Consider the following 24,216-nt stretch of genomic DNA (forward strand, 5'->3'; position numbering starts at 1 on the left):
TCCAGCCTCAATCTTTTAAGACCATGTCAAAACGCCTGGTTATCGTCCTGTGGGTCATCGCCGTCGCTCTCGGTGGCCTCGTCTATGTTGTGAAGTCCGGCCAGAGCACGCCGGCCAAAGGCAAAGCCGCACGCAAGTCCGGCCAGACTTTGTTCGAATCGTTCCCCGGCGCTGAAGTCGCCGCGATCACCATCAGCGGCGCGGACGGCACCACCCACCTCGCCAAGAAGGACGGCAAGTGGACCGTCACCGACCGCGACGCCTATCCGGCGAACACGCAGAATGTGAACGATCTCATCCGCACCATCGGTGACGTGAAGGTGGTCGGCGCGATCGAAGATGCCGCTTCCTACTCCGCCCGCTTCGGCATCGATCCCTCTGCCGCGAAAGCGGAGGACCGCGGCATCGAGCTGACGTTTGCCAACGCTTCCGGCAGCGAGCTTGCCAAGGTCTCGCTCGGCAAGAGCATCGGCGGCAGTGAAGCCGGGCCGATGGGTCCGATGGGCGGTGGCTCCACCGGCCGCTTCGTGCTGAACCAGGGCGACAAGTCCGCGATCTACAGGACCAGCGAGATGTTCAGCGCGGTGAGCACCGATCCGAAGACCTGGTTGTCCGAGGACTTCATCAAGATCGAGAAGCCGAAGAGCGTGTCCGTCACCGTGCCGGGCAAAGGCGACATCGCGTGGAAGGTCAGCCGCGACAACGAAGAAGCCAACTTCAACCTCGAAGGTGCGAAGCCGGAGGACAATTACGATGCGTCCACCGCCACCCCGCTGAAGACCTTGTTCTCGTTCGCGAAGTTCGATGACGTGGTGCCCACCGCGGATGTCGCGAAGCGCGCCCAGCCGGACCAGAAGCGCGTGGCCACCATCGAGACGTTCGAAGGTTCCACCTACACGCTCAACATCACCCCGGCCAAGGCCGCGGACGCGAAGCCCGGTGAAGAACCGCCCGCCGCCACCGATGGCAGCTACTTCGTCACCGTGGACGTGACCGCCACCCTGCCGACCGAGCGCAAGAAGGAAGAAGGCGAGAAGCCGGAGGACGCCAAGGTCAAGGACGAGGCTTTCACCACCCGTCTCAAGGATCTGAAGGCCAAACTCGCCGCCGATCAGGCACTGAAGGGACGCACCTTCGAGCTCCGCCAGTTCGCCCTCGACATGCTGCTCAAGGGCCGCGACGGCTTCAAGAAGCAGGCCGCACCCGCCGGTGGTCCGCAAGGCATGCAGGGAATGCAGGGTCTGCCTCCCGGCATGATGATGCCCCACGGTGCCACTCCCGGCCCCGGCACCAAGGCCGGACCGGTGGAAGCCGTCACCCCGCCGATCCAGGTCCCCGCCCAGAGCGAAGACGACAAGTGAAGCCCGGCACGGTTCTCTGAATCTCCGGACGGCGGACCGCAAGGTCCGCCGTCTTTGTTTTTCCGGCATCTGGTTGCCTGAACCGACCGGTTGGCCACCGATAGAAGCAGGCTTCCTTGTTCCGTAGCGGAAATTCCATGCTTCCGTTCATTGCCTGTCTGCTCCTCCCTGCCGCCGTCCTCGCGGCCGAGCCCGCGGTGACCGATCTCTTCCGCGGCAGCGGTCATGCACCGGATCACACGTATCGTATCCCCTCGCTGGCGGTCACACCGAAGGGCGCGCTGCTTGCCTTTGCGGAGCTCCGGAAGAACAACGGCGGCGACACAGGGGATATCGATATTGTTCTCAGACGCTCGGACGATGGCGGGAAGACTTGGAAGCCGATGCAGGTGATCGCCGATTTCGGGATGGACACCATCGGCAATGCCACTCCCATCGTGGATCAGCGGACCGGTCGCATCACCGTGCTGGCGCAGTGGAACCGCCTTCCGGAACGCAAACTCGCTCCCGGATTTGGCGAAGACTCGCGTCGCCTCTACCAACTGCACAGCGACGATGACGGCATGACGTGGTCCCGGCCGGAGAACATCACGGAGCAGGTGAAGCAGCCCTCCTGGAGCTGGCTCGCCACCGGCCCCGGCGCGGGCATTGTCCTCACCCGTGGCACGCACAAGGGGCGCTATGTGGCCGGCATCAATCATCGCGAAACCGCAGGCGACGCTCCCGGCTACTACGCGCACGCCATCTACTCCGACGACTCCGGAAAAACCTGGAAATCCTCCCGCACCTACGCCTCCCGTCACACCAACGAGTGCGAGATCGCGGAACTCACGGACGGCTCGCTGATGCTGAACATGCGCAACCACGGCTCCAACAGACGCGACCGGGCCATCGCGATTTCCAAGGATGGCGGCGAAACGTGGGAAGACACAAGATGGGATGCGAATCTTCCCGAACCCCAGTGCATGGGCTCGATCCGGCGGGCCACATGGCCGTCGGACTTCAAACCCGGTCTCATTCTCTTCTCGAATCCCGCATCCCGCAAAAGCCGGCAGGATCTCATCCTACGCGGTTCCCTTGACGAAGGCGTGACCTGGCCGCTGGCGAAACTCATCAAATCCGGAGATGCCGCCTACAGCCACCTCGCCACGCTGCCGGATGGAACCATCGCCATTGCCTACGAAACCGACCGCTATTCGCGCATCGCTCTCACCACGATCCAGCCAGCAGATTTACAGTCTGCCCCGGAAGTCGCGAACCCGGACGGCACCTTGAAAGAAAACGCGGCGCGTTAGATTAAATCACCGGACAGCACTGGCGCGCCGGAACAATCCGTGCCATCAGTGCCGCGCCCCGGCGGGAAACGACGTCGGATGCCGTTTCATTCCATGTCCGACCCATCGCTTCCGGAGGCATCCTCCGACACCCGGCCTTCCCCAACTTTCTGGCGGAGCGTCGGCCAATCGCTGAAAGGCGAACACCACGACTACACCTCCGAGCCGCTCGGCCGGGCGGTGCTGCTGCTGGCTGTACCGATGGTGTTGGAAATGGTGATGGAGTCGTTGTTCGCGATCTCGGACGTGTTCTGGGTTTCGCACCTCGGCAAGGACGCGGTGGCGGTGGTCGGCCTCACCGAATCGATCATGACGCTCATCTACGCGGTCGCGATCGGCATTTCGATTGCAGCGACCGCCATTGTCTCGCGCCGCATCGGTGAGAACGATCCGGAGAAGGCATCGCATTCCGCAGGCCAGATCGTGCTGGCGGGCCTCGGGATTTCCGCCGGCATCGGCGTGGTGCTCGGCTGGTATGCTCCGCAGATCCTGCGGGCCATGGGTGCCGATGAAGGCATCGTGGCGATGGGCTCGGATTTCGCGCGGGTGATGTTTGGTGGAAACACCACCGTGTTCCTCATTTTCCTGATCAACGCCATCTTCCGTGGCGCGGGGGATGCCGTGATCGCCATGCGCACGCTCTGGCTGGCGAACGGCCTGAACATCGTGCTCGGTCCCTGCTTCATCTTCGGCTGGGGGCCATTCCCCGAAATGGGCGTCACCGGTGCTGCCGTCGCCACCAACATCGGCCGCGGAGTCGGCGTGATCTACCAGCTCTGGCATCTGACCGGCCATCACAGCCGCATCCGCGTGCTGCTCCGCCATTTCATTCCGGACCGCGAGGTCCTCGGCACCCTGATGAGCAAGGCGGGCAGCGGCATCGCGCAACTTCTGATCAGCACCACGAGCTGGGTGGGTCTGTTCAAGATCCTCGCCCTCTTCGGCAGCTCCGCGCTGGCGGGCTACACCATCGCCATCCGCATCGTGATCTTCGCGCTCATGCCCGCGATGGGACTTTCCAATGCCGGAGCGACGCTGGTGGGACAGAATCTCGGCGCGGAAAAACCGGACCGCGCGGAGGCCGCGGTACGCATGGCCACGCGTTACAACATCCTCGTGCTCGGCATCGTCGGATTGCTCTTCATCCTTTTCGCCGGACCGTTGGTCAGCCTCTTCACCCATGAGCCGGATGTTCACGGCTATGCCCGGCAGGCGCTATGGATCGTGAGCCTGGCATTCCCGCTCTACGCCGCGGGCATGTGTCTGGAAGGCGCGTTCAACGGAGCCGGTGACACCTGGACGCCGACCCGCTTGAATCTCTTCTGCCTGTGGCTCGGCCAGATGCCGATCGCATGGATTCTGGCCAAGCCACTCGGCCTCGGCCCCACCGGCGTTTTCATCGCCGTACCGGTGTCGTTCTCCATGCTCGCCATCTGGAGCTGGGTGCTCTTCCGCCGCGGCAAGTGGAAGCTCCAGAAGGTTTGAAATGCAGCACAAGCATTCCTGCTTGTGCTACTTAACGCTGCGCGGTTTGTGGAGCGGGCTCCAGGATGCGGATCTCCCCATCGCTGGCCTTGCCGTCCGGAATGTCTGACACCACGACCTTGAGTGTCAGCTTCGCTTTGAGAATCGCGGGCTCCAGTTCCACGCTGAACAACCCGGATTTCTTCCCCTTCAATGCCAGCGCGCGGTCATCGGCATCCACCTCGGTTCCATCGGCGAACAAACGCAGGTTCTCGATGTTCACCATCTCGCCATTCGTCTGCACGAAGGCGACCGTGAGCTGCCCCGGCCTGCGTTCGCCGGGCGGCAGCGGAATCTCCACCTCATGCCACCCATCGGTCACCACCGGTGCATGCTCGATGCTGTCACGCGTCCAGGAACCCACCTGCACGAAAGTCTTCGCATCATAGGTCGCCGGCTTTGGATCAGCCTTCGGCGAAGGCTTGAGCGTGACCGACGCCCGCACGTTCTCCGGCAAGGCATTGATCACCGCGGTGACCGTAGCGGCGAACGCCTCTCGGGCATTTGCTGCGGCCCCGATGCCATTGAGATACTTCACCAGTTCGTCCGTCTTGGCGGGCACCTTGAGCACCGGTGGCACCGGCGCGGTTTCACCCGCCTTCGGCTTCTTCGAGAACACCGCGAGCTCGATGACCTTGTCCACCTCCTTGCCCTTCAGCCCCAGGGTGACAAGCTGCCGGGAAAACACCTCGGCAAACGCCTTGGTGCCGAGATTCGCCTGGCGGGTCGCGGTGGCGTCGGCCAGTCCGGTCGCGATCTGTCCCAGATACGCGGCCTTCTGGCTCACGGTGAAGGCGGGATTGAGGCGCTTGGTTTCCGCCTCGCGGCGCAACGTCTCGGTGGCCATCGGGAACTCCGCCAGATCGCGGGCAAGATCCACGCATTCCTGGGACAGCCGGGTGATGAAGAGCGGTTTGTTGTCCTCCATCAGCAGTTGCATCATCGCCGCCCGGGAGAGGAAATGGAAGGGACACAGCTTGGATGCCTTGTCGAGGTTCGCGAGCGCGGCGGAGTTGTCGCCGGAGCAGAGCTTCACATTCGCAAGGCGGCGCAGGCGCTCCGCGTCTCCGAACTGCGGATGGTTCCACGCGCGGCTCAGCAGCTTGATGTTCACGCTGTAGTCGCAGGCGAAGAACTTGATCTGGTGCGCGCCGAAGCTGTCCTTCCAGCCTGAGACGAAGTTGCCGCCATCCCAGGAATTCGGCGACCCCTTCAAGATGAAAGCACAGTGTCCCGGCTGGCCGATGGTGAACGCGGGCAGTCCGAACACGTTCGCCACGCTGATGCCGGTGTTCGAGAGCCCGCCACAGACCGAACCATAGTCGGCGATCATCATCAGCGTGTTCGGCTTGCCGTCGAAATACGCGGAGCCGTGGATGATCGAGTCCCGGTAGTTGTGGAGCCGGTACTTGACGATCTGATACTCCATGTTCCCGGCCCCGCGCGGATTGAACCGGTCCGGCGGCAGCATCTCCTGCGCCCACTTCATCTCCTCGATCGAGCGATAGGAGGCATGCACCGTGTACACCAGTTCCCACGCCGGAGCGGCGGAAAAGTAGGACATCAGTTTCCCCTGCTGGAACGAAGCCCGGTAGAAATCGTAGCGCTCCATCGGATCGAGCACGCGATCGATCTTCTCGTCCCATGCCGTTTCCGTGACGACACGCTCCTTGCCATAGGCGATGGCGAACGCCGCCCCCACCCGGCACCACAGCCCGCCGTGGCTTTCCGGATCCTTCTGCCAGATCTTCTGCCATACTTGGAGACCGTAAGTGCGATCGGCCTCGGCGAAGGCGAAGAAAGTACTATCGAGATAGTAGCCAAGCGCCCGCGGATCATTGAGCAGCCACGAAAGGAACGCCTTGCCCTCGGCGGTCTTCGCCACCGTGGCGAGCGCGTCATTGCCCATGGTCTTGTCCGGCTGGCCGGGACGGGTCGCAGGCGGCAGGCCGGTGGAGGCCATCGTCTGGAGCAGGAATTCGTGGCGTGCCAGATCGAGGTCGAGCGCCTTGGCCTCGGCGGCCGTCAGCGATGGCTTGGCCGCAGCGGCATTGATCCGCGCGGCCAGCGTCTTCCGCCACGCCTTGAAGTCGCCGCTGCTGATCGCCGCGGCCAATCCGGCATCGGCGGGCGCGGTGGCGGCCGGAGTTTCCGGAGCGGCGTGCAGCAAAGGCGCGGCCGCGAACGTTCCCGCCGAAAACATCAGCAACCGGGCATACGCAAAGGTGGATTTCATCGCTGGAGAATCGGGAAAGTTCAAGGGTTGGCAGGAGCGGCAGGGGGTGCGGAAAGCGTGCGAACCAACGGTTCGACCGCACCGCGCATCTTCTCGGGAACCAGAGCAAGGCGGAAGCCAACCGTGCCGCCGCGGAAATCGGATCCCGGCTTGCCATCCGGCTTCTTCCCGGGAGCCGCGGCGTACTTCGCCGGATCGGCCCAATCGCGGGCCGCCGCACGGGTGCCCCGCTCGCCATCGATCCAGCAACCGCCGCGCATCACCCGCAGCTCGATTTCCTCCTTCTGCTTCTTGCCGGGAAAAACGCTCTTCAACGGCAGCGGATCGGTTGCCGTGCCGCCGGAATACGGTGCCGCCGGATCCAGCACCCATTCACGGACATTGCCCAGCATGTCGAAAAATCCCCAGGCATTCGCCTTCTTTTTTCCGACCGGATTGAGGCGGGCGCCCATCGAGTATGTCCATGGACCAGCGGTCTTCATGTACCAGATCGAGGCATCCCGCTCGGTGGTACTGGCAGGCACCAGACCCGCGGACCCCGCGCGACACGCGTATTCCCATTGGGCCTCGGATGGCAGGCTGAAGACGTAGCCCGGCTTCAGCCGACCCGCGTCGCGCTCGCGCTGCGTGAGCTTGTCGCAAAAGGAAATCGCCTGCCCCCAGGTCACATCCGCCATCGGCAGGTCACCAGCCAGTTCCTTGGTATCCTTCGGGCTGCCGATAAACGTCGGCCCCGCAATCGGCCCCATCACCGCCTCCCACTGGGAACGGGTCACTTCCGTTTTGCCAAGCCAGAATGGCTGGCTGATCGTCACCACCGTCGCCTTCAGCTCGGACGGAAAACGCTCCGGGTCCTTGTCATCCGATCCCATCCGGAACGTCCCACCGGAGACCCCGATCAATTCCAAACCAGGTGCGGTGAGATGGAGCGGCGCAGGCGCGTCCTCTGCCGCCGAAGCGGAGAGCGATGAAATGGACACGACGGTCCACAGAACATGAGACAGACGGGGCATACGGAACGCGGGTATATACCCCGCAACCCGGCAAATGTTACACGCAAATTTCAGAGGTGCCATTGGGGGAAACCCGCACCCGGGACGAGATCGAGGCTCCGGTGCCAGCTTCGCAAAATCACAAACAAAACCCGCTTTACGACAAAGACACGTGCGATTCCCGGACCATGCTGCGTAGATGCACGGCGTTTCCCTAAGACTCCGCCGTTTTTCGTCATTTGATCCGCATTCCTATGAAACACTCCTGGTTGCTTCTCGCTGCCGCACTTTTCGGAACCGCCCACGCGGCGGAGCCAAAGCCGAACATCGTCCTCATCAATGCAGATGACCTCGGCTATGCCGAGCTCGGCTGCTACGGCCAGCAGAAGATCAAGACCCCGAACCTCGACAAGCTCGCGGCGGGCGGCGAGCGCTGGACCAACTACTACTGCGGCGCCCCCGTCTGCAGCCCCTCCCGCAACGTGCTCCTCACCGGCCGCCATGGTGGCGGCTGCGACGTGCAGGACCTCAAGCGCGTGGACAAGAGCGAGGGCAGCAAGGACGCCGAACTCAAGGGCGACTGGCCGATTTCCCAAGGAGCCTACACGCTTCACATGGCTCTGAAGAAGGCGGGCTACGACACCGCCACCTTCGGAAAATGGGGCCTCGGTGAGTTCGGCACCAGCGGCGCGCCGGACAAGCACGGCACGGATGTCTTCTACGGCTACACCGACCAACGCGCCTGCCACAGCTTCTATCCGGCATTCCTCTGGGACAACGGCCGCAAGGACATGCTCAACGATCCCGAGATCCCCGGCCATGCCCGCCAGCCGGAAGGTCCTGTCGATGACGCGAAATACACCGGCACCAAGCACGCATCGAAGGAGATCGCGGAGCGCATGCTGGAGTTCGTAAACAGCCGCCAGGCGGACGGCAAACCGTTCTTCCTCTACTACGCTCCGACCGAACCCCACGTGGCGCTCCAGCCGCCGAAGGAGTGGCTGGACAAGTATCCGAAGGAGTGGGACACCGAACCCTATCGCGGCAACAACAGCTACCTCCCCCACTCGCGTCCGCGGGCCGCGTACGCCGCGATGATTTCCTTTCTCGACCACAATGTCGGCCAGCTCATCGACGCGCTGAAGGCCAAGGGCCTCGACAAGAACACCATCGTGGTCTTCACCAGCGACAATGGCACCACCCACGATGTCGGCGGCGTGGATCACAAGTTCTTCAACTCCGTGGCCGACCTCCGCGGACTCAAAGGCCAGACCTACGAAGGCGGCATCCGCGTGCCGGGCATCGTCTATTGGCCCGGCAAGGTTCCCGCGGGCAAGGTGGTCGACCAGCCCGGTTACGATGCCGACATCATGCCAACACTGTGCGCGCTGGCGGGGGCTGATGCCGGCCAGCCATATGGCGACGTACTGCTGCCGGTGTGGCTCGGCGAGAAAGACAAGCTCGAATCCCGCAAGCCGATGGTGTGGTGTACCGGCGGCTATGGTGGCCAGGTGGCCGTGCGCATCGGGGACATGAAGGCGGTCCGCCGCGATCTTTTCCCCACAAGCAAGAACGGCCCTTCCAACTGGGAGGTCTATAACCTCTCAAAGGACCGTGGCGAAACCACCAACCTCGCCGCCACCCGCCGCGACGTGATCGAGCAGGCCGTGGCCGTGATGAAGAAGGAATACAAGGCGGCCGACGGCTTCCCGGAACTCCGGATCTTCGCACCGGAAAAGAAGGAGGGCGAAGCCGCGCCCTCCCCCGGTGAAGCCATCTTCAAGAGCCTCGACAAGGACAACGACGGCCGGCTCACCTTCGAGGAATGGAAGTCCAGCCCGAAGGGGAAGGCGCTCAAGCCCGAGCACCGCCAGAAGGCCTTCAACAGCCTGGACAAGGACAACGACAAACGGATCAACCGCGATGAGTTCCTGACCCAGTTCCGGAACTGACTCCGGTTGACGGCTGACACATCCGGATACAATTTTTCCCGCGTGCCCGGGCGGAAGGCGTGGTATCTCCGTGAAGCCACGCCTCATGAGTTCCTCGCCCCACATCGCCGTCGTGGATGACCACAAGGACATCCGCGAGCTGCTGGTCCGCTATCTCGGATCGCACGGCTACCGGGTGAGCGAGGCGGACAGCGCCGCGGCATTCCGCTATCTGCTGGAGCGCAGTTCACCGGACCTCGTGGTGCTGGACATCATGATGCCCGGCGAGGACGGCCTTTCGCTCTGCCGCGATCTGCGCGCGAATACCCAACTGCCGGTGATCTTTCTCACCGCCGTGAGCGAGGACACGGATCGCATCATCGGTCTGGAGATGGGCGCGGACGACTATCTGACGAAACCTTTCAACCCGCGCGAACTGCTGGCCCGCATCAAGGCGGTGCTGCGGCGTTCCAACAGCCTGCCGCCGCAACGCGATGCCCCGCGCTCCGGCAATCTCCGTATCGGCGACAAGATCCTCGATATGGAGCGCCGCGAAATCACCGGCCCGGATGAAGTCGCCGTGCCGCTCAGCACGGCGGAGTTCCGGCTGCTCGCCGTCTTCCTCGATCACCCCGGCATCATCCTCAACCGCGACCAACTGCTCGACCTCACCACCGGACGTGCGGCGGACGTGTGGGACCGCAGCATCGACAACCAGGTCAGCCGCCTGCGCCGCAAGATCGAGCCCGATCCGAAAAATCCGACGCTCATCCAGACACACTGGGGCGGCGGCTACAGTTTCACCGGAAAGGTGGAGAAGGCATGAGACGCTTCTGGATGCGCAGCCTCACCGGGCAACTCATCGCGCTGATGCTGTTCACGCTCCTGCTCTCGCAGGTGGTGTTCTATTTCATCAACAACGACGAGCGCGACCGCTCGATGCGCAACGTACGTCAGGAAGAGTTCATCGCCCGCGCCATGGCCGTGGCACGCCTCATCGGCACCACCGATCCCATCCAGCACGGCGAGGTCATCGGTGCGGCGAACACGCCCGTCGTCCGCTATTGGCTAAGCGGGAAAGAACCCGGCGACCCGATGGAATGGCAGCAGGCCGCACGCAAGCGTGTGCTCCGCGCCCTGCCGACCATCCATGAGATCACCGCCTACGATGACCAGACGGAGTATCCACCCAACCCGCGCCTGAGCGAGAGCGACGTCCCCCTCCAGCCCGGCCCCAGGTGGACCCTGGTCACGCGCGGCACCGGCGGACAGGCCGCGCATTTGCTCGATCTCGAGGCATGGAACGGCTTCGGCCTCGCCAGCGAAGCGAAGCCCGGACTGTGGTTGAACGCGGTCTATGCCAAGGCCGAACCCACCACCCTTTCCCGCCGCTACTACGTCATGCTCGGTGTCGCCGCACTGGTACTTTCCGGCATCGCGATTCTCGCGGCACGACGTGTCGGCCGCCCGCTGCGTCACCTTACCGTCGCCGCCGAACGGCTCGGACGCGGCGAGGAAATCGTACCCGTTCCCGAAGCCGGTGCCGATGACATCCGCCACACCGCGGAAGCCTTCAACCGCATGCAGTCGCGCCTGCGCCGTTTCGTGGAGGATCGCACCCGCATGATCGCCGCGATCAGCCATGATCTCCGCACGCCGATCACCTCGCTGCGCCTGCGCGCCGAGTTCATCGCCGATCCGGAAACACGCGAACCGATGATCGCCACGCTCGATGAGATGCAGGCGATGACGGAAGCCGCTCTGGCGTTTTCCAAAGGCGAATCCATCACCGAGCCCGCGCGTTCCATCGATCTCGCCGCGCTGTTGGAAAGTCTTTGCGACGATCTCACCGCCATCGGCCTCGATGTCTCCTTCGAAGACGGCGAGCGCATCCCCTGGCGCTGCCGTCCGGACGCGCTGCGCCGTGCCTTGCGGAACGTGATCGAAAACGCCGTGCGCTACGGCGAACGCGCGCGCGTGAAACTCGAGCGCGCTCCCGGAGTCCTGCACATTCTCGTGGACGACGATGGCCCCGGCATGCCGGAAGCGGATTTTGAAAAGGTCTTCGCTCCTTTCGTGCGTTTGGAAAGCTCGCGCAATCGCGATACCGGCGGGGTCGGCCTCGGTCTTGCCATTGCACGCTCGATCGTGCGCTCGCATGGTGGAGACATCACGCTCGCCAACCGCGAGGATGTCGGCCTGCGCGTAACCATCGTGTTGCCAGGGGAGACGTTGTGTTAGTTTGAATCCACATTCCACACCTTGACTGGATCTCCTGCGCACCAACGGTGCGGCCCATACCAGCCAGGGGTCGAAAACCCCTGGACACAGCAGGACACGATTCGCATCCTGAAGGAATGCCCCATGCTGGGTGGAGCGGCGGAGCGAGGATGCGTCTTGAAAAGCATCTCCCTAACGGGATACCTTGCATTGCTTGGTCCTGTTTTACCCGTGGAGTGATCAAGCGTGGAATCCAGAACAACCTGCCATGAAATCCTCCATTCCCGCCTTCGCTGCAATCCTGCTTGCGACGCTCGCCATCCCCATGCCGCTGTGCCACGGCGAGGATCTTTCTCCCGACGAGAAGATCGCCGCCAACCTTGGAAAAACCGAAGCCTTGGGAAAGCTCACTTTGGATCAGAAGGCCACCGACGTGGAAAAGCTGCTGGGCGCACCCGATTCCAAAAGCAAGGCGGTGCATGAAGAAGGTGGCAGCGGCGACTGGGTCGAAACATGGAAGTATGCCAAGCAAGGCATCGAACTCCGGATGGGAGCCCAGGGCAAAAAAGAGGTGAAGCGAATCCTGCTCATCACCGCATCGCCCGCATGCAAGCTGGCCACCGCGCGCGGCATCAAGATCGGCAGTACCAAGGAGGAAGTCGAAAAGGCCTACAAGGACGTGAAAGCCAAGGACGCCTCTTTCGCGGAAAAGGACACCTTCGTCGTCGGCTCTATCTCGCCGGGTCTCGTCTTCACCTTCAAGGACTCGAAGGTGAACGGAATCCTCTTCGGAGAATTGGGTGACTGAACATCAGTGCGATCACCACTCACTTCTTCAAAACAGAGAGAAGTGGTGGCCCGAGCCGGATTCGAACCAGCGACACGCGGATTTTCAATCCGCTGCTCTACCAACTGAGCTATCGGGCCATTCCCTTGCGGGCGGGGCCGGGATTAAGGGTGTCCCCACGGGCTTTGACAACCGGAAAATTGAAAAATGTTGGCATCTTTCCCACCCCTGAACGGATGCCCGGTTCGCGGGGTCTTCTCTTGATTCCGGATTGCTGATTCTGGAGTCTCCCGGCCATGTCACGCAGCCACCGCATCACCGTGCTAGCCGGAGACGGCATCGGTCCCGAAGTCATGATCGAGGCGCTCCGCGTTCTCGACGCCGTGCAGGCGAAGTTCGGATTCCAAGTCACCCGCACCGAGCACCTCGTGGGTGGTGCGGCAATCGACGCCACCGGCCACCCGCTTCCGCCGGAAACCGTGGATGCCAGCGAAAAGGCGGACGCCATCCTCTTCGGCTCCGTGGGTGGCCCGAAGTGGGAGAACCTGCCGCCGGACATCCAGCCGGAACGCGGCGCGCTGCTGCCTCTGCGCAAGCACTTCGGCCTCTTCGCGAACCTCCGCCCGGGCGTGTGCCTGCCTTCCCTCACCCACGCCTCGCCGGTGAAGAACGAACTCATCAAGGATGGCTTCGACGTACTGTGCGTGCGCGAGCTGACCGGCGGCGTCTACTTCGGCAAGCCCAAGGGCCGCCATGAGGAAAACGGCGAACCGGTCGCGCTGGACACCATGATCTATCGCAAGAGCGAGATCGAGCGCATCGCCCGCGTGGCCTTCACCGCCGCCATGGGTCGCGACAAGCGCCTCGTCTCCGTGGACAAGGCCAACGTGCTCGCCTCCTCCGTGCTGTGGCGCGAGGTCGTCATCGAGGTCGCGAAGGATTTCCCGGAAGTACAGCTCTCGCACCTCTACGTGGACAATGCCGCGATGCAGCTCATCCGCCGCCCGGGCGAGTTCGACGTGCTCGTCACCGAGAATCTCTTCGGCGACATCCTCTCCGATGAGATGGCGATGATCTCCGGCTCACTGGGCATGCTGCCGTCCGCTTCGCTCGGCCAGCGCCACGAAAACGGCCTCTACTTCGGCATGTACGAGCCGTCCGGTGGCTCCGCTCCGGACATCGCCGGCCGGGGCATTGCCAACCCGATCGCACAGATCCTTTCGCTCGCGATGCTGCTGCGCTTCTCGCTCGGTGAAACCGGAGCCGCCGATGCGATCGACGCCGCCGTGGCGAAGGCCATCAACGATGGTTATCGTACTGGTGACATCGCCACCGGTGCCGAAGGCGAGATCCGCGTGGGCACCGCCGCCATGGGCGATGCGATCCTCGCCGGCCTCTGATCGGATGCTTCACGGGAGCCCGGTCACGAACCGGGCTTCCACTCCACCGTGGAGATCAGCTTCACGGCTCCCTGCATGCGGACGCTGGTACCGCCGTCATCTCCGGACATCGTGATGGCGGCATCCATTTCCTTCCGCAGCACCACCGGATGCAACAGCGAGAGCCAGACTTTTCCTGAGTCGATCATGTAGTCGCAACTGGTCTTCTTCCCATCCTCACGGAGCAGGTTGCGCTGGGTACACATCCCACGGACGGAGAAACGCCCGCAGGGATGACCGCCGATTCCTTCCACGCCCTCGAAGACAAGGTCCAGCTTGCCGGACTGGGCATCGCGGAACAGCAGCTTGAGACCGTCACCGGTCAAAGAAATGGCGGAGCCTTCCTTGAAGCGCGGCTTTCCGAACCAGAATCCCGAGGGCAGCGCGCCGGAATGGGACGCCATCGAGCCGATCACCGGCTCCACCTGCTCCAGCCACACCATACGCTTGAAGTCCGCGGAACGTCCCTCGGTCTTCCACTTGCCATTCGTCAGCTTGAAGGTCGCGGAAAGTCCGTTGGATTCGGATTCCACCGCCGCGGGCTGGACCGGTGCTTCCTTGCTGTCCTTCGCTGGCAGCGGCGTGGGAATGAACGCCTGGCGCTCGATGGTCAGGGTCAGCCGGTCACCCTCGCGTTTCCAGACATGCACGCTCTCCTCGGTGCCATCCTTGATGGAGGCCTCCTTGCCGAGCGCCGACTGACGGGTGAAACGCAGGCCCTTGCTCTCCATCCGCTCCTTTTCACGAACCGTGAGCAGTGGAGGGAAAGGCAGGTCCTTGCGGAACCGGACTCCCTCCTCCGTGCGGTCGATCTGTGCCTCCAGCGCCTGATCGATCGCCCCCCCCGGGCTGCCCTTGTCCTGCGGCGAAGAGGATTTCCCATTCCCGCTGCTGGAGGCCTTCGCCTTCGCATCGGCAACCGCCTGCTTCACCTTGTCACAGGAAACGAGGCAGGCACAGAACAGCAGCGGGAGCCATGGCAGGCGCATGCCATGATTCGATAGGCTAAAATATCAGCCCAGGCCAGCTTTCAATGCGGTCACTCGGATTTCCGGCACTCCAACGACTGGTCCATCTCACCCGCCGGATTTTCCTCCCGTGCCACGCCGACGATCACCGCCGGCACGCCGGCCACGGTGGTATGCGGCGGCACATCGGCCAGCACCACCGATCCGGCCCCCACCTTCGCCCCGGTGCCAATCTCGACCCGGCCGAGGATCTTCGCCCCGGCTCCCAGCAGCACGCCGGAGCGCACGATCGGATGACGGTCGCCCGTGTCCTTGCCGGTACCACCGAGAGTGACCTCATGCAGGATCGACACGTCGTTTTCGATGATCGCCGTCTCACCGACCACGAAGGAGGTGGCATGATCGAGCAGGATGCCGCAGCCGATCCGGGCCGCCGGGTGGATGTCCACGGCGAAGGCCTCGCTCATCACGCTCTGGAGATACAGCGCCAGCCAGCGCCGCTCCTCCAGCCACAACTGGTGCGCCACCCGGTAGGTCGCCAGTGCCAGAAAGCCCTTGTAAAACAGCAGCGGCTCCAGCGGAGAGAAGCAGGCCGGGTCACGCTCGTAGATCGCCATCATGTCCCGTGCCGCCTGGGACACGAGCTCCGGATGATCGCCGAAGATCTGGTTGAACAGGGGCTCGAGTTCCGCGCGGGTCATGTCCTCACGGGCGAGCCGCCGCGCCAGGCGGGCGGACAGGGCCTCTCCCATATTCGAGCGCAGGAAGACCACATCACGGAGCAAGTGGGCCAATCCCGGCTCCTGCTCCACCACCGTCGTGCCATCCCGTTTCAGGTGCTCCCACACCTCCCCGATAGCCATTTCGCGGCAGGGATTCGCTTCTGTTGCCTTCTTGCTCGCCGTGGGGGCGTGAATGTGTACCGAATCGGTCATGAAAATTTCCCAGAAGCTCGAATATGCCTGTCGTGCCCTCGCCCAACTGGCGCGTCGCAACGACGGACGGACGTTAACACGCCTCGACGAGCTCGCGCAACGGGAAGCGATTTCCGCCAACTTTCTGGTCCAGATCCTCAACGATCTGCGCCGTGCGGGCCTCATCGACAGCCGCCGGGGCAAAGCAGGAGGCTACCTGCTGGCCCGTCCCGCCAAGGAGATCACCCTGCGCCAGATGGTGGTGGCGGTGGACCCGGCCCTGCTCCAGTTCTCCGTCTCCAACGAAGGCGAATCCGGCCCGGGGGTGCGCGCGGCATGGGAACGCGTTTCGAAAGCTCTCGGCGAGTCGCTGGACGCGGTGACGCTGGAGGCCCTGTCCCAACAGGCCGCGGACCAGATGTTCTACATCTGATTTCCCGTGGGCAAGCGCGGTCGTTAGTCAAGAAATACGAATTATTTCACTGGCGGTAACAACTGGTGCGGGGTAAAATCATGGTCGTCCCGCCTACCTTTCCGCCTCCATGCCCGGCAACGCCGAACACACCCACCATATCCGGCTCCGCACCCAACAGTTGGAGATGAACACCTCCCCGGCCGTCAGCGATGACTACGAGGGAAAGCTCCAGGCGGCCCAGGTGCAACTGGAGGAACTCCAGAAGCAGCGCGAGGAACTGGAGCGCAAGAAGCAGGAGTTGGAAGCACTCAACGGACGCAAGCGCCAGTTCCTGTCCTCCCAGGTGGAGCTGACCGAGAAACTTTCCGCGGCGGTAACACGGATCGACCGCGAACTGTATGAGATGCGCCAGGAAATGGAGGATCTCGAGCAGTGCCGCGTGTGCTTTGCCTCCCACCTCGACAAGCTCCAGAAATACAATCCGGAAGCTTGGTCCAAGGAGCAGCTCGCCGCCCATCTCGACCGCGCCACGACCTCCGCGGAGCTGGCTGCGGACGAATACGAGCAGGCGGCCGCACACTTCAGCAACATGCGCAGCGGCGAGATCTTCGGCCGCGGCAAGGCCCGCCGCCCCGGTGCATCCGCCGGCGGCACCTCTGATTTCACCGCCCAGTTCCGCAGCGGACTGGCCTTCAACCTGCCGGTCCTCGTGCTCGGCGGGATCGCCTTGATCGTCTATCTCCTCAAGTAAGCAGGTCATGGCCGCCCGGAAGAAAAAGCCGCAGAACCTGGACCCCGAGCTTCAGTTGCTCGTGGATCAGGAGGCGGTGCTCCGCGCCCAGATCGCGGTGACAGCGGCCGAACCTGAACGCCTGCGCCGCCAGTATGAAGAGGAGCGTGCCACGCTTCCTCCGACCGAGGATTTCCGCGATCGCGAACGCCGCCGCGCGTTCGAAGAACTGGCCACCCGGGGCAAGGTCCGCAACGAGCACAAGAGCCAGCGCCGCAGCCTGCTGCTGCTGGTGCTGCTGCTGGCCGCCACCACCAGCCTGGTCATGTGGGGGCTGCAACTGATGCGCGGTTGAGAACCAGCCGGAGGTTCCGGCTTCGGACGATCAACCCGGCTCAACGCCGAAGCGGTCCATATCGACCACGCCCTTCACCACTTCCACGCCTTCGGCACGCAGCATCCGCGTCTTGCGGTCCATCTCCGGACCTTCCGTCTGCCCGCTGAATCCTCCGAGGGCGCCATTTGACCGCACCACGCGGTGACAAGGCACTTCCGGGGCAAACGGGTTTCTCGCCAGCGCGGACCCGACCGCCCGCGCGCCCCCTTTTCCCGCACAACGTGCGACCGCGCCATAGGTGGACACCTTCCCTCTCGGGATCAGGCGGACGACTTCATAGACCGCCATCTCGAATGCCATGGGTTCACGTTCCTTCATGGCGGTCTCTCGTAAAAGTCACTCTTCCGCGCCGCCAAGACGCTGGCGCAGTTCCGGCCACTGGTCGCGGCTGACGATATAGCCCACGCAGTTTTCCGAGCCGCAGAGGCATGGGTGATCCTCGTAGCAATCGACATCGAATCCGTAGTCGAAGGTAAGTTCCTCGCCTTCCTTGATCTCCCGGAGCGAGTGGATGAAAATCTTCCGGCCTTCGATCCACGCCTCACAGTTCGGATTGCAGGAATGGTTGATCAGGCGGGCCGTGTTCCAAGGAACGTTGCCATCAATGTCCCAGCGCTTGGAAAGCGTGAAAATGTACACCGCCGCATCGCCGGTTTCGATCGCCTTGGCATGCTGGGCATGGGCCCGCTTGTCGCTCTCCTCCTTGTCCACCAGCTCGCCGACATACTCGATGATCTTGGTCTCCTTCGGGATGAATTGCGTGGCATAAACCCCGCGCCCGTGAATCACCGAGCCGCGCACCTCGCAGTATTCGCTCTGCCCGCGGTTCCAAAGCTCCGTGAGCTTCTTCCGCAACCACGCATCCTGCGCCTGTTTGTTCTTCGCCGCCTTTTTGGCCATAACCTCGCTCGGAAAAAAATCGTCTGTTACTTGCGTTCGCCCCCGATCTCCCCGCCGCCGATCTTCGGCAGTTGGAGATCCACGGGCAGGGAGAAGAAAAGGCTGCGGAGATCCGCCAGGGTCGCCGAAGAACCATCGATGAAAGTCCAGTCGTACTTGCCCTTGTCCGATACCGCGACCTGGAAGGAGGTGCTCTCCGCCATCGTGCTCGCACCGGTCTTGGAAATCTTGAAGCGCGTGACCGTCGGCACGATCACCAGCCATTTGGTGTAACCCATGACCGCCACATCACTGCCACCAACCTTTTCGATGCGCTTCCCCGGCGCCACTTGGAAAATCTGGGGCGCGCCTTCCGGTTTGGAAGAAAGCAGTGTCACTCCGTTCTTCTGAAGCAGAATCGGTGCCTGGGCGAGTTGGGCATTGAGATTTTCCATCCCGCCGGCGCGCTTGGCCATGCGCTCCTTCCACTGCGGATACATCCGGTCGATGGCAATTTGATAACGGCCTGCCACCACCTCCGTGCAGAGTTTTTCCACGGCGGCCTTGGCGGAAGCACCCAGATCCGCCGGAACCGGATCGGCTTTGACCACGTTTTCGCCAGGAGCCGGCGCGGCGGGAGCCGGAGCAGGATTTTGGGCGCGCAAAGAAGCCGCTGTCACAAGCAGAATCCAAGGAGTGGCAAGGAGGGAACGGAGCACTATCACGCTTCAACCGATGGCCGCTGCGGCCCGTTCCGTCAAGCGCGCCCGGAATCCGCTTGGAATTCGCAGCCGGTCGGGGTAATCCTCGCCGCCCCATGGCGAAGCAGGCACTCGGAAAGGGACTAGGAGCCCTCATCAAGAAACAGACCGGAAGCGGAGTCCCCGCGTCCACCGTTTCTCCCGATGAATCGAAGCGCGTGCGTGACGTCCCACTCGACCAGGTCGTTCCTTCGCCTCTCCAGCCGCGCACCACTTTCATCGAGTCGCCTTTGGACGACCTGATGGAATCCATCCGCCAGCACGGCATCATCCAGCCGCTGATCGTCCGTCCGGTGGACGGCAAGCTGGAGCTCATCGCCGGTGAACGCCGCTGGCGCGCTTCGCAGAAACTCGGTCTGGCCACCGTGCCGGTCATCGAGCGTGAAGCCTCCGATCGCGATGTGTTGGAAATGGCTCTCATCGAGAACCTCCAGCGCGAGGATCTCAACCCGATGGAAGAAGCCGCCGGCTATGTGCGCCTCGCCCGCGAGTTCACGATGAAGCAGGAGGAGATCGCCGCCCGCGTCGGCAAATCCCGCGCCAGCGTCGCCAATGCGATGCGCCTGCTCGATCTCCATTCGGACGTGCAGTTGCTCGTCGCCCAGGCACGCCTCTCCGTCGGCCACGCCAAGGCCATCCTTTCGATCAAGGACCGCGATGCCCAGTTGCTCGCGTCCGATCAGGTGATCCGCCGCCAGCTCACCGTCCGCGCCACCGAGAAGCTGGCACAGACCTTCCAGAACGATCTGGCCACCCCAGCCGCAGACGGCACGAAGAAGCCTGCGGCCGCCACCCCGGCCCGCGAAACCGACGCCCACATCCGGGCGATCGAGAACCGGCTCCGCGATCTCTTCGCCACCCACGTGGCGATCACCCACAGCCCGAAGAAGGGCAGGATCGAGCTGGAATACTACGGCAACGACGATCTCCAGCGCATCCTCGAACTGCTCGGAGCGGACGAGGTATGACCCAGGAAGGCAGGACATTCCTGTCCTGCCTAGGGAAGGCCGCGAGTGATCCACCATGAACCCGCCCATCTCCCGGATCGCCCTCTATGTCCGGGACATGGAGAAAGTCGCCGCATTCTACGAGCGGCACTTCGGTTTCACCCGCACGGACACCGGTCTGACGGACAAGTTCCTCCTCACCCCGCCTTCCGGTGGCTGCGCTCTGGTGCTTCTCCAAGCGAGCAAAGGCCACAAGACCGGTCAATCGAACGTGAAGCTCATCTTCGATGTCGGAGATGTGGCCATGTTCAAAGCGGATAGCGCGAAGAGCGGCCTGAAATTCGGAGCCATCCACAAGGGGTCCGGCTACGAATTCGCGAACGCGCGCGATCCGGCAGGAAACCCGATCCAGATTTCCAGCGGCTATCGCATGGATGGCAAACCTAGCGCATCGCCCGGCGCCTGACCATCAAGCCACCCATCCCCGCGCAAAGCAGCAGCGCCGCCGCGGCAGGCTCGGGAACGGCTACCACGGAAAAGGTCACATCATGACCTCCGGCAAGCGAGTTGGTCGTCGCATCTCCCGTGTAGCCGACGCGGAATGCCAGCCCGAGATCCGCGAAGTTGGCCTCTCCGCCCACGATCGACTGGGTGTAGGTATTCCCGCCTTCGGTGATCGTGAGCTGCCCGAAGTTTCCGGTCGAAGTGCCATTGCCCAGCGTGAAGAGGAAATAGTTCGCGGGCATGGCCTGGGTCGCCTGGTCCTGCAAGTAGGACAGGGCATCCGAGGTCAGGTTGATCTGCAAGGTCGCGCCGGAATCGATGCCCAGCACACCTGCCGTGCCACCGCTGATCGCGATGCGGTCATAGTCCACGCCTGCGGTCGGGGTCCCACCCACTCCCGTTTCGATCGCGAACTGCGCCGTCGATCCGGCCTGATACTGGATGCTGGCCGCGGTCAGGATCTGCGGATCACCCGGATACGTGGAGCCACCGTTGCCGACCACCACCGCCCCCACCGTGCCGTGCCCGCCGAGCTGGCCGCCACCGCTCACGGTGACGGCACCCGAACCGGTGCCGAGTCCGGTGGTATTGTTCACGATCAGTTTGCCCCCGGTGATCTCGGTGCCGCCGCGATAGGTGTTCGCCGCGGTGAAGATCGTGGTGCCCGCCTGGTTCACCACCTTGGTGCTGCCGGAGATCAGGATGCCGGTGCCGCTGCTGTTCTTGAACTCGTATCCGCTTTCGTTGTGGTTGAAGGTGATCGTCGAGACCGCCGGCACCGTGGGCGGATTGGTACTAGTGGAATAGTAGCCATTGATCTCCGCCAAGTTCAGGCGGCCCGCCGCTCCGCCGTTGCCGATGTAGAGATTGCCGGTGCTGGCAGGGGTTCCGGGATTCGAGCTCTGCGGCGATCCTCCCAGAGTCAGGAGACCGTTGCCGGTGCCGCTCGCCGAGCCGGTGTTGGACACACTCACCAGCGCGCCATCGGCCACGGTGAGAGAGCCCGTCCCGCTTGACGACCCCAGGTTGAGCAAGCCGACGGCATTCCATTGCGAGCCTTGGCCCGTCACGGTCATCGTTCCGGTGCGGCCCAGGAAGCTGCCGATCGTACTGACCCCGTTGGAATTGAGAATGCCCCCCGCGCTGACCGTCGCTCCACCTGTCACGGTGCTGTCCACGAGGAAACTTCCGGTATTCACTGTCGAGGCCGCATGCGTCACTGGATCCGTCCCCGTGATAAGCAGGGTGCTGCCGGGCGACACGCCAAGCCCGCTCGAACTGATCAGGCCGCCGTGGTTCACGGTGACGGAGCCCGTTCCATTGGTGCTGCCCACGGAAAGGCTCATGTTCGGAATGATCCATTTCGTGCCATCTCCATCCACGGAAACCGTCCCTTTGCCACCCGAAGAGGAACCAACGGTCACGCCATAGAACGTCGGAGAGGTCGGCAGTCCGTTGCTGGTCATCACCGCCCCCGATTGGAGAATCAGATTCGCCGTGCCGGATGAGGCGATGAAAACGCTCTGGTTGGTGGTCAGGGTCGAACCCACTCCGCTCACCGTCACCGTGGCAGTCACACCCGCACTCTGGCCGACGCTGAGGGCATTCGTGACATAGTCGCTGTCCCCATCGACCCTGAGAGTGCCATTGCCAGTGTAGCCGATCCACGTCGAGGTGTAGTTCGGAGCGATGTAGGTGTTTCCGGTGGGTGTGATGGTCGCATGGGCCGACGGCGTCGGAAAGCCCAGCGAGAAGGCGATCGCGGCGGGTGCGAACAGGGAAAGGGAGGACGGCAGTCTGGGAGTCATCACCGGATAGGATCCCTAACAGTATGCGGCCGCTCAAATCGCAAAACCCCGTAGCGGGTACGGGGTTTTTGGAAGAGGCCGGAGCTTGCGCTGCGGCATGAATCGGAAAGGCTGCCGTCATGATCACCCGTCGCATTCCCCTCCGGCTCGCCGTCATGGCAGTGCCGTGTCTGGTGGCGGCGGGACTCGTCTGGCTGCTCCTGATCTTCGCAGGAGAGCGGACAGGCATGACGATGCTGCCGGACACCGCAGGCTCCATGGCTGAGTATCATTTCGACCCGGGCGGACGACTGGACGTCGAGCAGGTGAAATACCTGCCTCGGGAGGAATGGCGCCCGATGTCTTCCCGCGGATTCGCCCAGACCAACCGTAAGGATGAAATCCTCTGGTTGAAGGTCACGCTGGCCAATCCCACCCCGAACACCCAACACGGAGTCCTGGAGAATGGCGACTACTTCGCCGACCGTATGGACGGGTGGATCGCCACGGATCAAGGAGACACCCATTTGCTCTCGGGAGAAGGCGTGCCGGCGGCGGAGAAAAGCATTCCCGGACGCGAAATGGCGGTGCCTGTCAGCGTGCCCGCACGAAGTCGCGCGGTGATCCACCTGCGCTTCCAGAACTACTACGGAGCCTTTGCCCGGCCCGTGTGGTGGCCGGATGCCGCCAGTTTCCACCTCAACCGGATGCGCTCCGGACTGGCGGAAGGCATCTACCTCGGCGGCCTGCTCGCCCTGCTCGGCTACAATGCCCTGCTGTGGCTGCGCCTGCGCCAGAAGGACATCGGCTGGTATGCGAGCTATCTCGCCACACTGGCGGCATTCATGTTCCTTGCCCGCGCGCAGTTGCCCGCCCTTGGATTCGCCCTCGGTTCTCCATGGTTGGAAAAGGTGCTCACCTTCGTGATGATCACGAGCGCGGTCTGCCTCACCCGCTTTGCGATCGAGTTCCTGGATCTCCGCGCGGGATTTCCCAGGATGAACAAGGCCTTCCGCCGCTGGTGCGGAATTCTGGCCTTGCTCGCAGTGAGCTCGCTGACCATTCCATCGTGGCCCGCATGGCCGTGGCTCAGAACTTCCACCTTGGTCGTCGCCATCACGCATGTCGGATTGGTCGTGGCGGTGGTCGCTTCGTGGCGGGCCGGTGTGCGGCAGGCCCGTTACCTTCTGCTGTCATTCGGCTGCCTGTTCGCGGGTTCGCTGCCGATGATCGCCGTCTGGTTTTTCGAAACCACGCTGCGGGACGTTGCCATGCGCGGGCTGATGATCGGCTCCGCCTTGGAAATGCTGCTGCTGTCGCTGGCGGTGGCCGATCGTTTCGCACGGGCACAACGCCAGTTGCTCGAAGAAACCGAGCAGCGTCGCGCGATTGAAGAAGCCTATGCCGACGAACTCGAAGAGGAAGTCCGCGAACGCACCCGCGAACTCCAGGCCGCCAATGCCGACAAGGACCGGATGCTAGCGGTCATCGGCCACGACCTCCGCGGCCCGTTGACCGGCCTGATGCGCTCCGCCGATGGGATGCCCGGCGAGTTCTCCCACGGCGTGACCCGCACCAGCCGCGCGTTGCTGCTCATGATCGAGGACCTCGTGCTGTGGGCCCGACTGAAAGCAGGCAAACCCGCCATCTCCCACCAGACCGCGGACGAGATCCTCCTACCCGCCGCCGCCCTCCATCACTCACTGGCGGATCACGCCGGAATCCATCTCACGGTGGACGTGGCGGAAGACCTGCAAGTGTCGGCCGATCTGGTACTCGCGCAAACCCTGATCCGCAATCTCCTCGCCAATGCCCTGAAGTTCGCCCGCACCCGCGTGATCCTGCGCGCGGCCGCTGTTGCGGATGGCGTGCGCTTCACCGTCGTCAACGACGGCCCTCCCCTGTCCCCCGAAGTAGCCGCCCGCCTGCTGACAGGTGAAAACGAACCGATGACCGCCACCGGCGGCATGGGCCTCAATCTCTGCCGGGAAATCTGCGCGGTTCTCGATGTGAAACTGACCGCCCGTTCCGACTCGGGAACCGGTACCGAATTCGGATTCACCCTACCCGCCCCCCACCCGAACGCATGA

General features: G+C 63.3%; 22 protein-coding genes and 1 tRNA gene. 14 read left to right on the plus strand and 9 right to left on the minus strand.

What is annotated here, in order from left to right; all coding sequences use genetic code 11:
* Positions 1-23: 23 nt before the first annotated feature.
* The 3 genes from KBB96_RS12245 to KBB96_RS12255 all read left to right on the plus strand — a co-directional run bounded on the left by KBB96_RS12245 (position 24) and on the right by KBB96_RS12255 (position 4,180).
* A complete protein-coding gene (locus tag KBB96_RS12245; RefSeq protein ID WP_211629732.1) occupies positions 24-1,361 on the plus strand; it encodes a DUF4340 domain-containing protein in 1,338 nt (445 codons plus the stop codon).
* 137 nt (positions 1,362-1,498) lie between these two features.
* The gene (locus KBB96_RS12250) at positions 1,499-2,656 is read left to right on the plus strand and encodes a sialidase family protein (RefSeq protein WP_211629733.1); all 1,158 of its coding nucleotides are present in this window, start codon (positions 1,499-1,501) and stop codon (positions 2,654-2,656) included.
* 93 nt (positions 2,657-2,749) lie between these two features.
* Entirely contained in the window at positions 2,750-4,180 is a 1,431-nt protein-coding gene (locus KBB96_RS12255) for an MATE family efflux transporter (protein ID WP_211629734.1), read from the plus strand.
* A 31-nt stretch (positions 4,181-4,211) separates the two neighbouring features.
* Here the strand turns inward: KBB96_RS12255 and KBB96_RS12260 are convergent, their stop codons facing one another.
* The gene (locus tag KBB96_RS12260; protein ID WP_211629735.1) at positions 4,212-6,455 is read right to left on the minus strand and encodes a hypothetical protein; all 2,244 of its coding nucleotides are present in this window, start codon (positions 6,453-6,455) and stop codon (positions 4,212-4,214) included.
* A gap of 20 nt (positions 6,456-6,475) precedes the next feature.
* Positions 6,476-7,468, minus strand: coding sequence for a formylglycine-generating enzyme family protein (locus tag KBB96_RS12265; protein ID WP_211629736.1), 993 nt, complete (start codon positions 7,466-7,468; stop codon positions 6,476-6,478).
* A gap of 233 nt (positions 7,469-7,701) precedes the next feature.
* Here KBB96_RS12265 and KBB96_RS12270 point away from each other — a divergent pair, with 233 nt between their 5' ends.
* The 4 genes from KBB96_RS12270 (at position 7,702) to KBB96_RS12285 (ending at position 12,406) form a co-directional block, all read left to right on the plus strand.
* Positions 7,702-9,399, plus strand: coding sequence for a sulfatase-like hydrolase/transferase (locus KBB96_RS12270; protein ID WP_211629737.1), 1,698 nt, complete (start codon positions 7,702-7,704; stop codon positions 9,397-9,399).
* Positions 9,400-9,484: 85 nt separating this feature from the next.
* The gene (locus KBB96_RS12275) at positions 9,485-10,204 is read left to right on the plus strand and encodes a response regulator (RefSeq protein WP_211629738.1); all 720 of its coding nucleotides are present in this window, start codon (positions 9,485-9,487) and stop codon (positions 10,202-10,204) included.
* Entirely contained in the window at positions 10,201-11,619 is a 1,419-nt protein-coding gene (locus tag KBB96_RS12280) for a sensor histidine kinase (protein WP_211629739.1), read from the plus strand. Before KBB96_RS12275 ends, KBB96_RS12280 begins: the two co-directional genes overlap by 4 nt.
* A gap of 247 nt (positions 11,620-11,866) precedes the next feature.
* Complete coding sequence (locus KBB96_RS12285) at positions 11,867-12,406, plus strand: hypothetical protein (protein ID WP_211629740.1); 540 nt, start codon at positions 11,867-11,869, stop codon at positions 12,404-12,406.
* Between the two features lie 43 nt (positions 12,407-12,449).
* Here KBB96_RS12285 and KBB96_RS12290 read toward each other — a convergent pair.
* Positions 12,450-12,525 (minus strand) — tRNA-Phe (locus KBB96_RS12290).
* A 156-nt stretch (positions 12,526-12,681) separates the two neighbouring features.
* Between KBB96_RS12290 and leuB the strand changes: the two genes are divergently transcribed.
* A complete protein-coding gene (gene leuB, locus KBB96_RS12295) occupies positions 12,682-13,785 on the plus strand; it encodes a 3-isopropylmalate dehydrogenase (protein WP_211629741.1) in 1,104 nt (367 codons plus the stop codon).
* A 23-nt stretch (positions 13,786-13,808) separates the two neighbouring features.
* On the opposite strand, the gene KBB96_RS12300 is transcribed toward leuB, so the two are convergent.
* Together KBB96_RS12300 and cysE are read right to left on the minus strand one after the other, a co-directional pair.
* Positions 13,809-14,813 (minus strand): hypothetical protein, encoded by a 1,005-nt coding sequence (locus KBB96_RS12300; protein WP_211629742.1) that lies wholly within the window; start codon positions 14,811-14,813, stop codon positions 13,809-13,811.
* Between the two features lie 50 nt (positions 14,814-14,863).
* Positions 14,864-15,655, minus strand: coding sequence for a serine O-acetyltransferase (gene cysE / locus KBB96_RS12305; RefSeq protein ID WP_211629743.1), 792 nt, complete (start codon positions 15,653-15,655; stop codon positions 14,864-14,866).
* A gap of 70 nt (positions 15,656-15,725) precedes the next feature.
* Here cysE and KBB96_RS12310 point away from each other — a divergent pair, with 70 nt between their 5' ends.
* The 3 genes from KBB96_RS12310 to KBB96_RS12320 all read left to right on the plus strand — a co-directional run bounded on the left by KBB96_RS12310 (position 15,726) and on the right by KBB96_RS12320 (position 17,206).
* Positions 15,726-16,139 (plus strand): RrF2 family transcriptional regulator, encoded by a 414-nt coding sequence (locus tag KBB96_RS12310; RefSeq protein WP_211629744.1) that lies wholly within the window; start codon positions 15,726-15,728, stop codon positions 16,137-16,139.
* A gap of 109 nt (positions 16,140-16,248) precedes the next feature.
* Positions 16,249-16,872, plus strand: coding sequence for a coiled-coil domain-containing protein (locus KBB96_RS12315; protein ID WP_211629745.1), 624 nt, complete (start codon positions 16,249-16,251; stop codon positions 16,870-16,872).
* A 7-nt stretch (positions 16,873-16,879) separates the two neighbouring features.
* A complete protein-coding gene (locus KBB96_RS12320; protein WP_211629746.1) occupies positions 16,880-17,206 on the plus strand; it encodes a hypothetical protein in 327 nt (108 codons plus the stop codon).
* 30 nt (positions 17,207-17,236) lie between these two features.
* Here the strand turns inward: KBB96_RS12320 and KBB96_RS12325 are convergent, their stop codons facing one another.
* Genes KBB96_RS12325 through KBB96_RS12335 form a run of 3 tightly spaced genes read right to left on the minus strand, consistent with a single transcriptional unit; the run spans position 17,237 to position 18,807 of the window.
* Entirely contained in the window at positions 17,237-17,566 is a 330-nt protein-coding gene (locus tag KBB96_RS12325; protein ID WP_226373534.1) for an MGMT family protein, read from the minus strand.
* An 18-nt stretch (positions 17,567-17,584) separates the two neighbouring features.
* Positions 17,585-18,148 (minus strand): SET domain-containing protein, encoded by a 564-nt coding sequence (locus KBB96_RS12330; RefSeq protein ID WP_211629747.1) that lies wholly within the window; start codon positions 18,146-18,148, stop codon positions 17,585-17,587.
* A 26-nt stretch (positions 18,149-18,174) separates the two neighbouring features.
* Entirely contained in the window at positions 18,175-18,807 is a 633-nt protein-coding gene (locus KBB96_RS12335; RefSeq protein WP_211629748.1) for a hypothetical protein, read from the minus strand.
* Between the two features lie 137 nt (positions 18,808-18,944).
* Here KBB96_RS12335 and KBB96_RS12340 point away from each other — a divergent pair, with 137 nt between their 5' ends.
* Together KBB96_RS12340 and KBB96_RS12345 are read left to right on the plus strand one after the other, a co-directional pair.
* Positions 18,945-19,856 (plus strand): ParB/RepB/Spo0J family partition protein, encoded by a 912-nt coding sequence (locus KBB96_RS12340; protein ID WP_211629749.1) that lies wholly within the window; start codon positions 18,945-18,947, stop codon positions 19,854-19,856.
* 55 nt (positions 19,857-19,911) lie between these two features.
* Positions 19,912-20,301 carry a VOC family protein gene (locus KBB96_RS12345; protein ID WP_211629750.1) on the plus strand — a complete coding sequence of 130 codons (390 nt, stop codon included), beginning with the start codon at positions 19,912-19,914 and terminating at the stop codon, positions 20,299-20,301.
* Here KBB96_RS12345 and KBB96_RS12350 read toward each other — a convergent pair.
* Entirely contained in the window at positions 20,279-22,147 is a 1,869-nt protein-coding gene (locus tag KBB96_RS12350) for a beta strand repeat-containing protein (protein ID WP_211629751.1), read from the minus strand. The genes KBB96_RS12345 and KBB96_RS12350 overlap by 23 nt on opposite strands.
* Before the next feature lie 119 nt (positions 22,148-22,266).
* Here KBB96_RS12350 and KBB96_RS12355 point away from each other — a divergent pair, with 119 nt between their 5' ends.
* Positions 22,267-24,216 (plus strand): sensor histidine kinase, encoded by a 1,950-nt coding sequence (locus KBB96_RS12355; RefSeq protein WP_211629752.1) that lies wholly within the window; start codon positions 22,267-22,269, stop codon positions 24,214-24,216.

It is taken from the genome of Luteolibacter ambystomatis (genome assembly GCF_018137965.1).
Lineage (GTDB): Bacteria > Verrucomicrobiota > Verrucomicrobiia > Verrucomicrobiales > Akkermansiaceae > Luteolibacter > Luteolibacter ambystomatis.

Excerpts from the sequence above, each read along its gene's own strand:
- KBB96_RS12245 (WP_211629732.1), top strand. The coding sequence starts at position 24 with ATGTCAAAACGCCTGGTTATCGTCCTGTGGGTCATCGCCGTCGCTCTC.
- KBB96_RS12250 (WP_211629733.1), top strand. The coding sequence starts at position 1,499 with ATGCTTCCGTTCATTGCCTGTCTGCTCCTCCCTGCCGCCGTCCTCGCG.
- KBB96_RS12255 (WP_211629734.1), top strand. The coding sequence starts at position 2,750 with ATGTCCGACCCATCGCTTCCGGAGGCATCCTCCGACACCCGGCCTTCC.
- KBB96_RS12260 (WP_211629735.1), bottom strand. The coding sequence starts at position 6,455 with ATGAAATCCACCTTTGCGTATGCCCGGTTGCTGATGTTTTCGGCGGGA.
- KBB96_RS12265 (WP_211629736.1), bottom strand. The coding sequence starts at position 7,468 with ATGCCCCGTCTGTCTCATGTTCTGTGGACCGTCGTGTCCATTTCATCG.
- KBB96_RS12270 (WP_211629737.1), top strand. The coding sequence starts at position 7,702 with ATGAAACACTCCTGGTTGCTTCTCGCTGCCGCACTTTTCGGAACCGCC.
- KBB96_RS12275 (WP_211629738.1), top strand. The coding sequence starts at position 9,485 with ATGAGTTCCTCGCCCCACATCGCCGTCGTGGATGACCACAAGGACATC.
- KBB96_RS12280 (WP_211629739.1), top strand. The coding sequence starts at position 10,201 with ATGAGACGCTTCTGGATGCGCAGCCTCACCGGGCAACTCATCGCGCTG.
- KBB96_RS12285 (WP_211629740.1), top strand. The coding sequence starts at position 11,867 with ATGAAATCCTCCATTCCCGCCTTCGCTGCAATCCTGCTTGCGACGCTC.
- leuB (WP_211629741.1), top strand. The coding sequence starts at position 12,682 with ATGTCACGCAGCCACCGCATCACCGTGCTAGCCGGAGACGGCATCGGT.
- KBB96_RS12300 (WP_211629742.1), bottom strand. The coding sequence starts at position 14,813 with ATGCGCCTGCCATGGCTCCCGCTGCTGTTCTGTGCCTGCCTCGTTTCC.
- cysE (WP_211629743.1), bottom strand. The coding sequence starts at position 15,655 with ATGGCTATCGGGGAGGTGTGGGAGCACCTGAAACGGGATGGCACGACG.
- KBB96_RS12310 (WP_211629744.1), top strand. The coding sequence starts at position 15,726 with ATGAAAATTTCCCAGAAGCTCGAATATGCCTGTCGTGCCCTCGCCCAA.
- KBB96_RS12315 (WP_211629745.1), top strand. The coding sequence starts at position 16,249 with ATGCCCGGCAACGCCGAACACACCCACCATATCCGGCTCCGCACCCAA.
- KBB96_RS12320 (WP_211629746.1), top strand. The coding sequence starts at position 16,880 with ATGGCCGCCCGGAAGAAAAAGCCGCAGAACCTGGACCCCGAGCTTCAG.
- KBB96_RS12325 (WP_226373534.1), bottom strand. The coding sequence starts at position 17,566 with ATGAAGGAACGTGAACCCATGGCATTCGAGATGGCGGTCTATGAAGTC.
- KBB96_RS12330 (WP_211629747.1), bottom strand. The coding sequence starts at position 18,148 with ATGGCCAAAAAGGCGGCGAAGAACAAACAGGCGCAGGATGCGTGGTTG.
- KBB96_RS12340 (WP_211629749.1), top strand. The coding sequence starts at position 18,945 with ATGGCGAAGCAGGCACTCGGAAAGGGACTAGGAGCCCTCATCAAGAAA.
- KBB96_RS12345 (WP_211629750.1), top strand. The coding sequence starts at position 19,912 with ATGAACCCGCCCATCTCCCGGATCGCCCTCTATGTCCGGGACATGGAG.
- KBB96_RS12350 (WP_211629751.1), bottom strand. The coding sequence starts at position 22,147 with ATGACTCCCAGACTGCCGTCCTCCCTTTCCCTGTTCGCACCCGCCGCG.
- KBB96_RS12355 (WP_211629752.1), top strand. The coding sequence starts at position 22,267 with ATGATCACCCGTCGCATTCCCCTCCGGCTCGCCGTCATGGCAGTGCCG.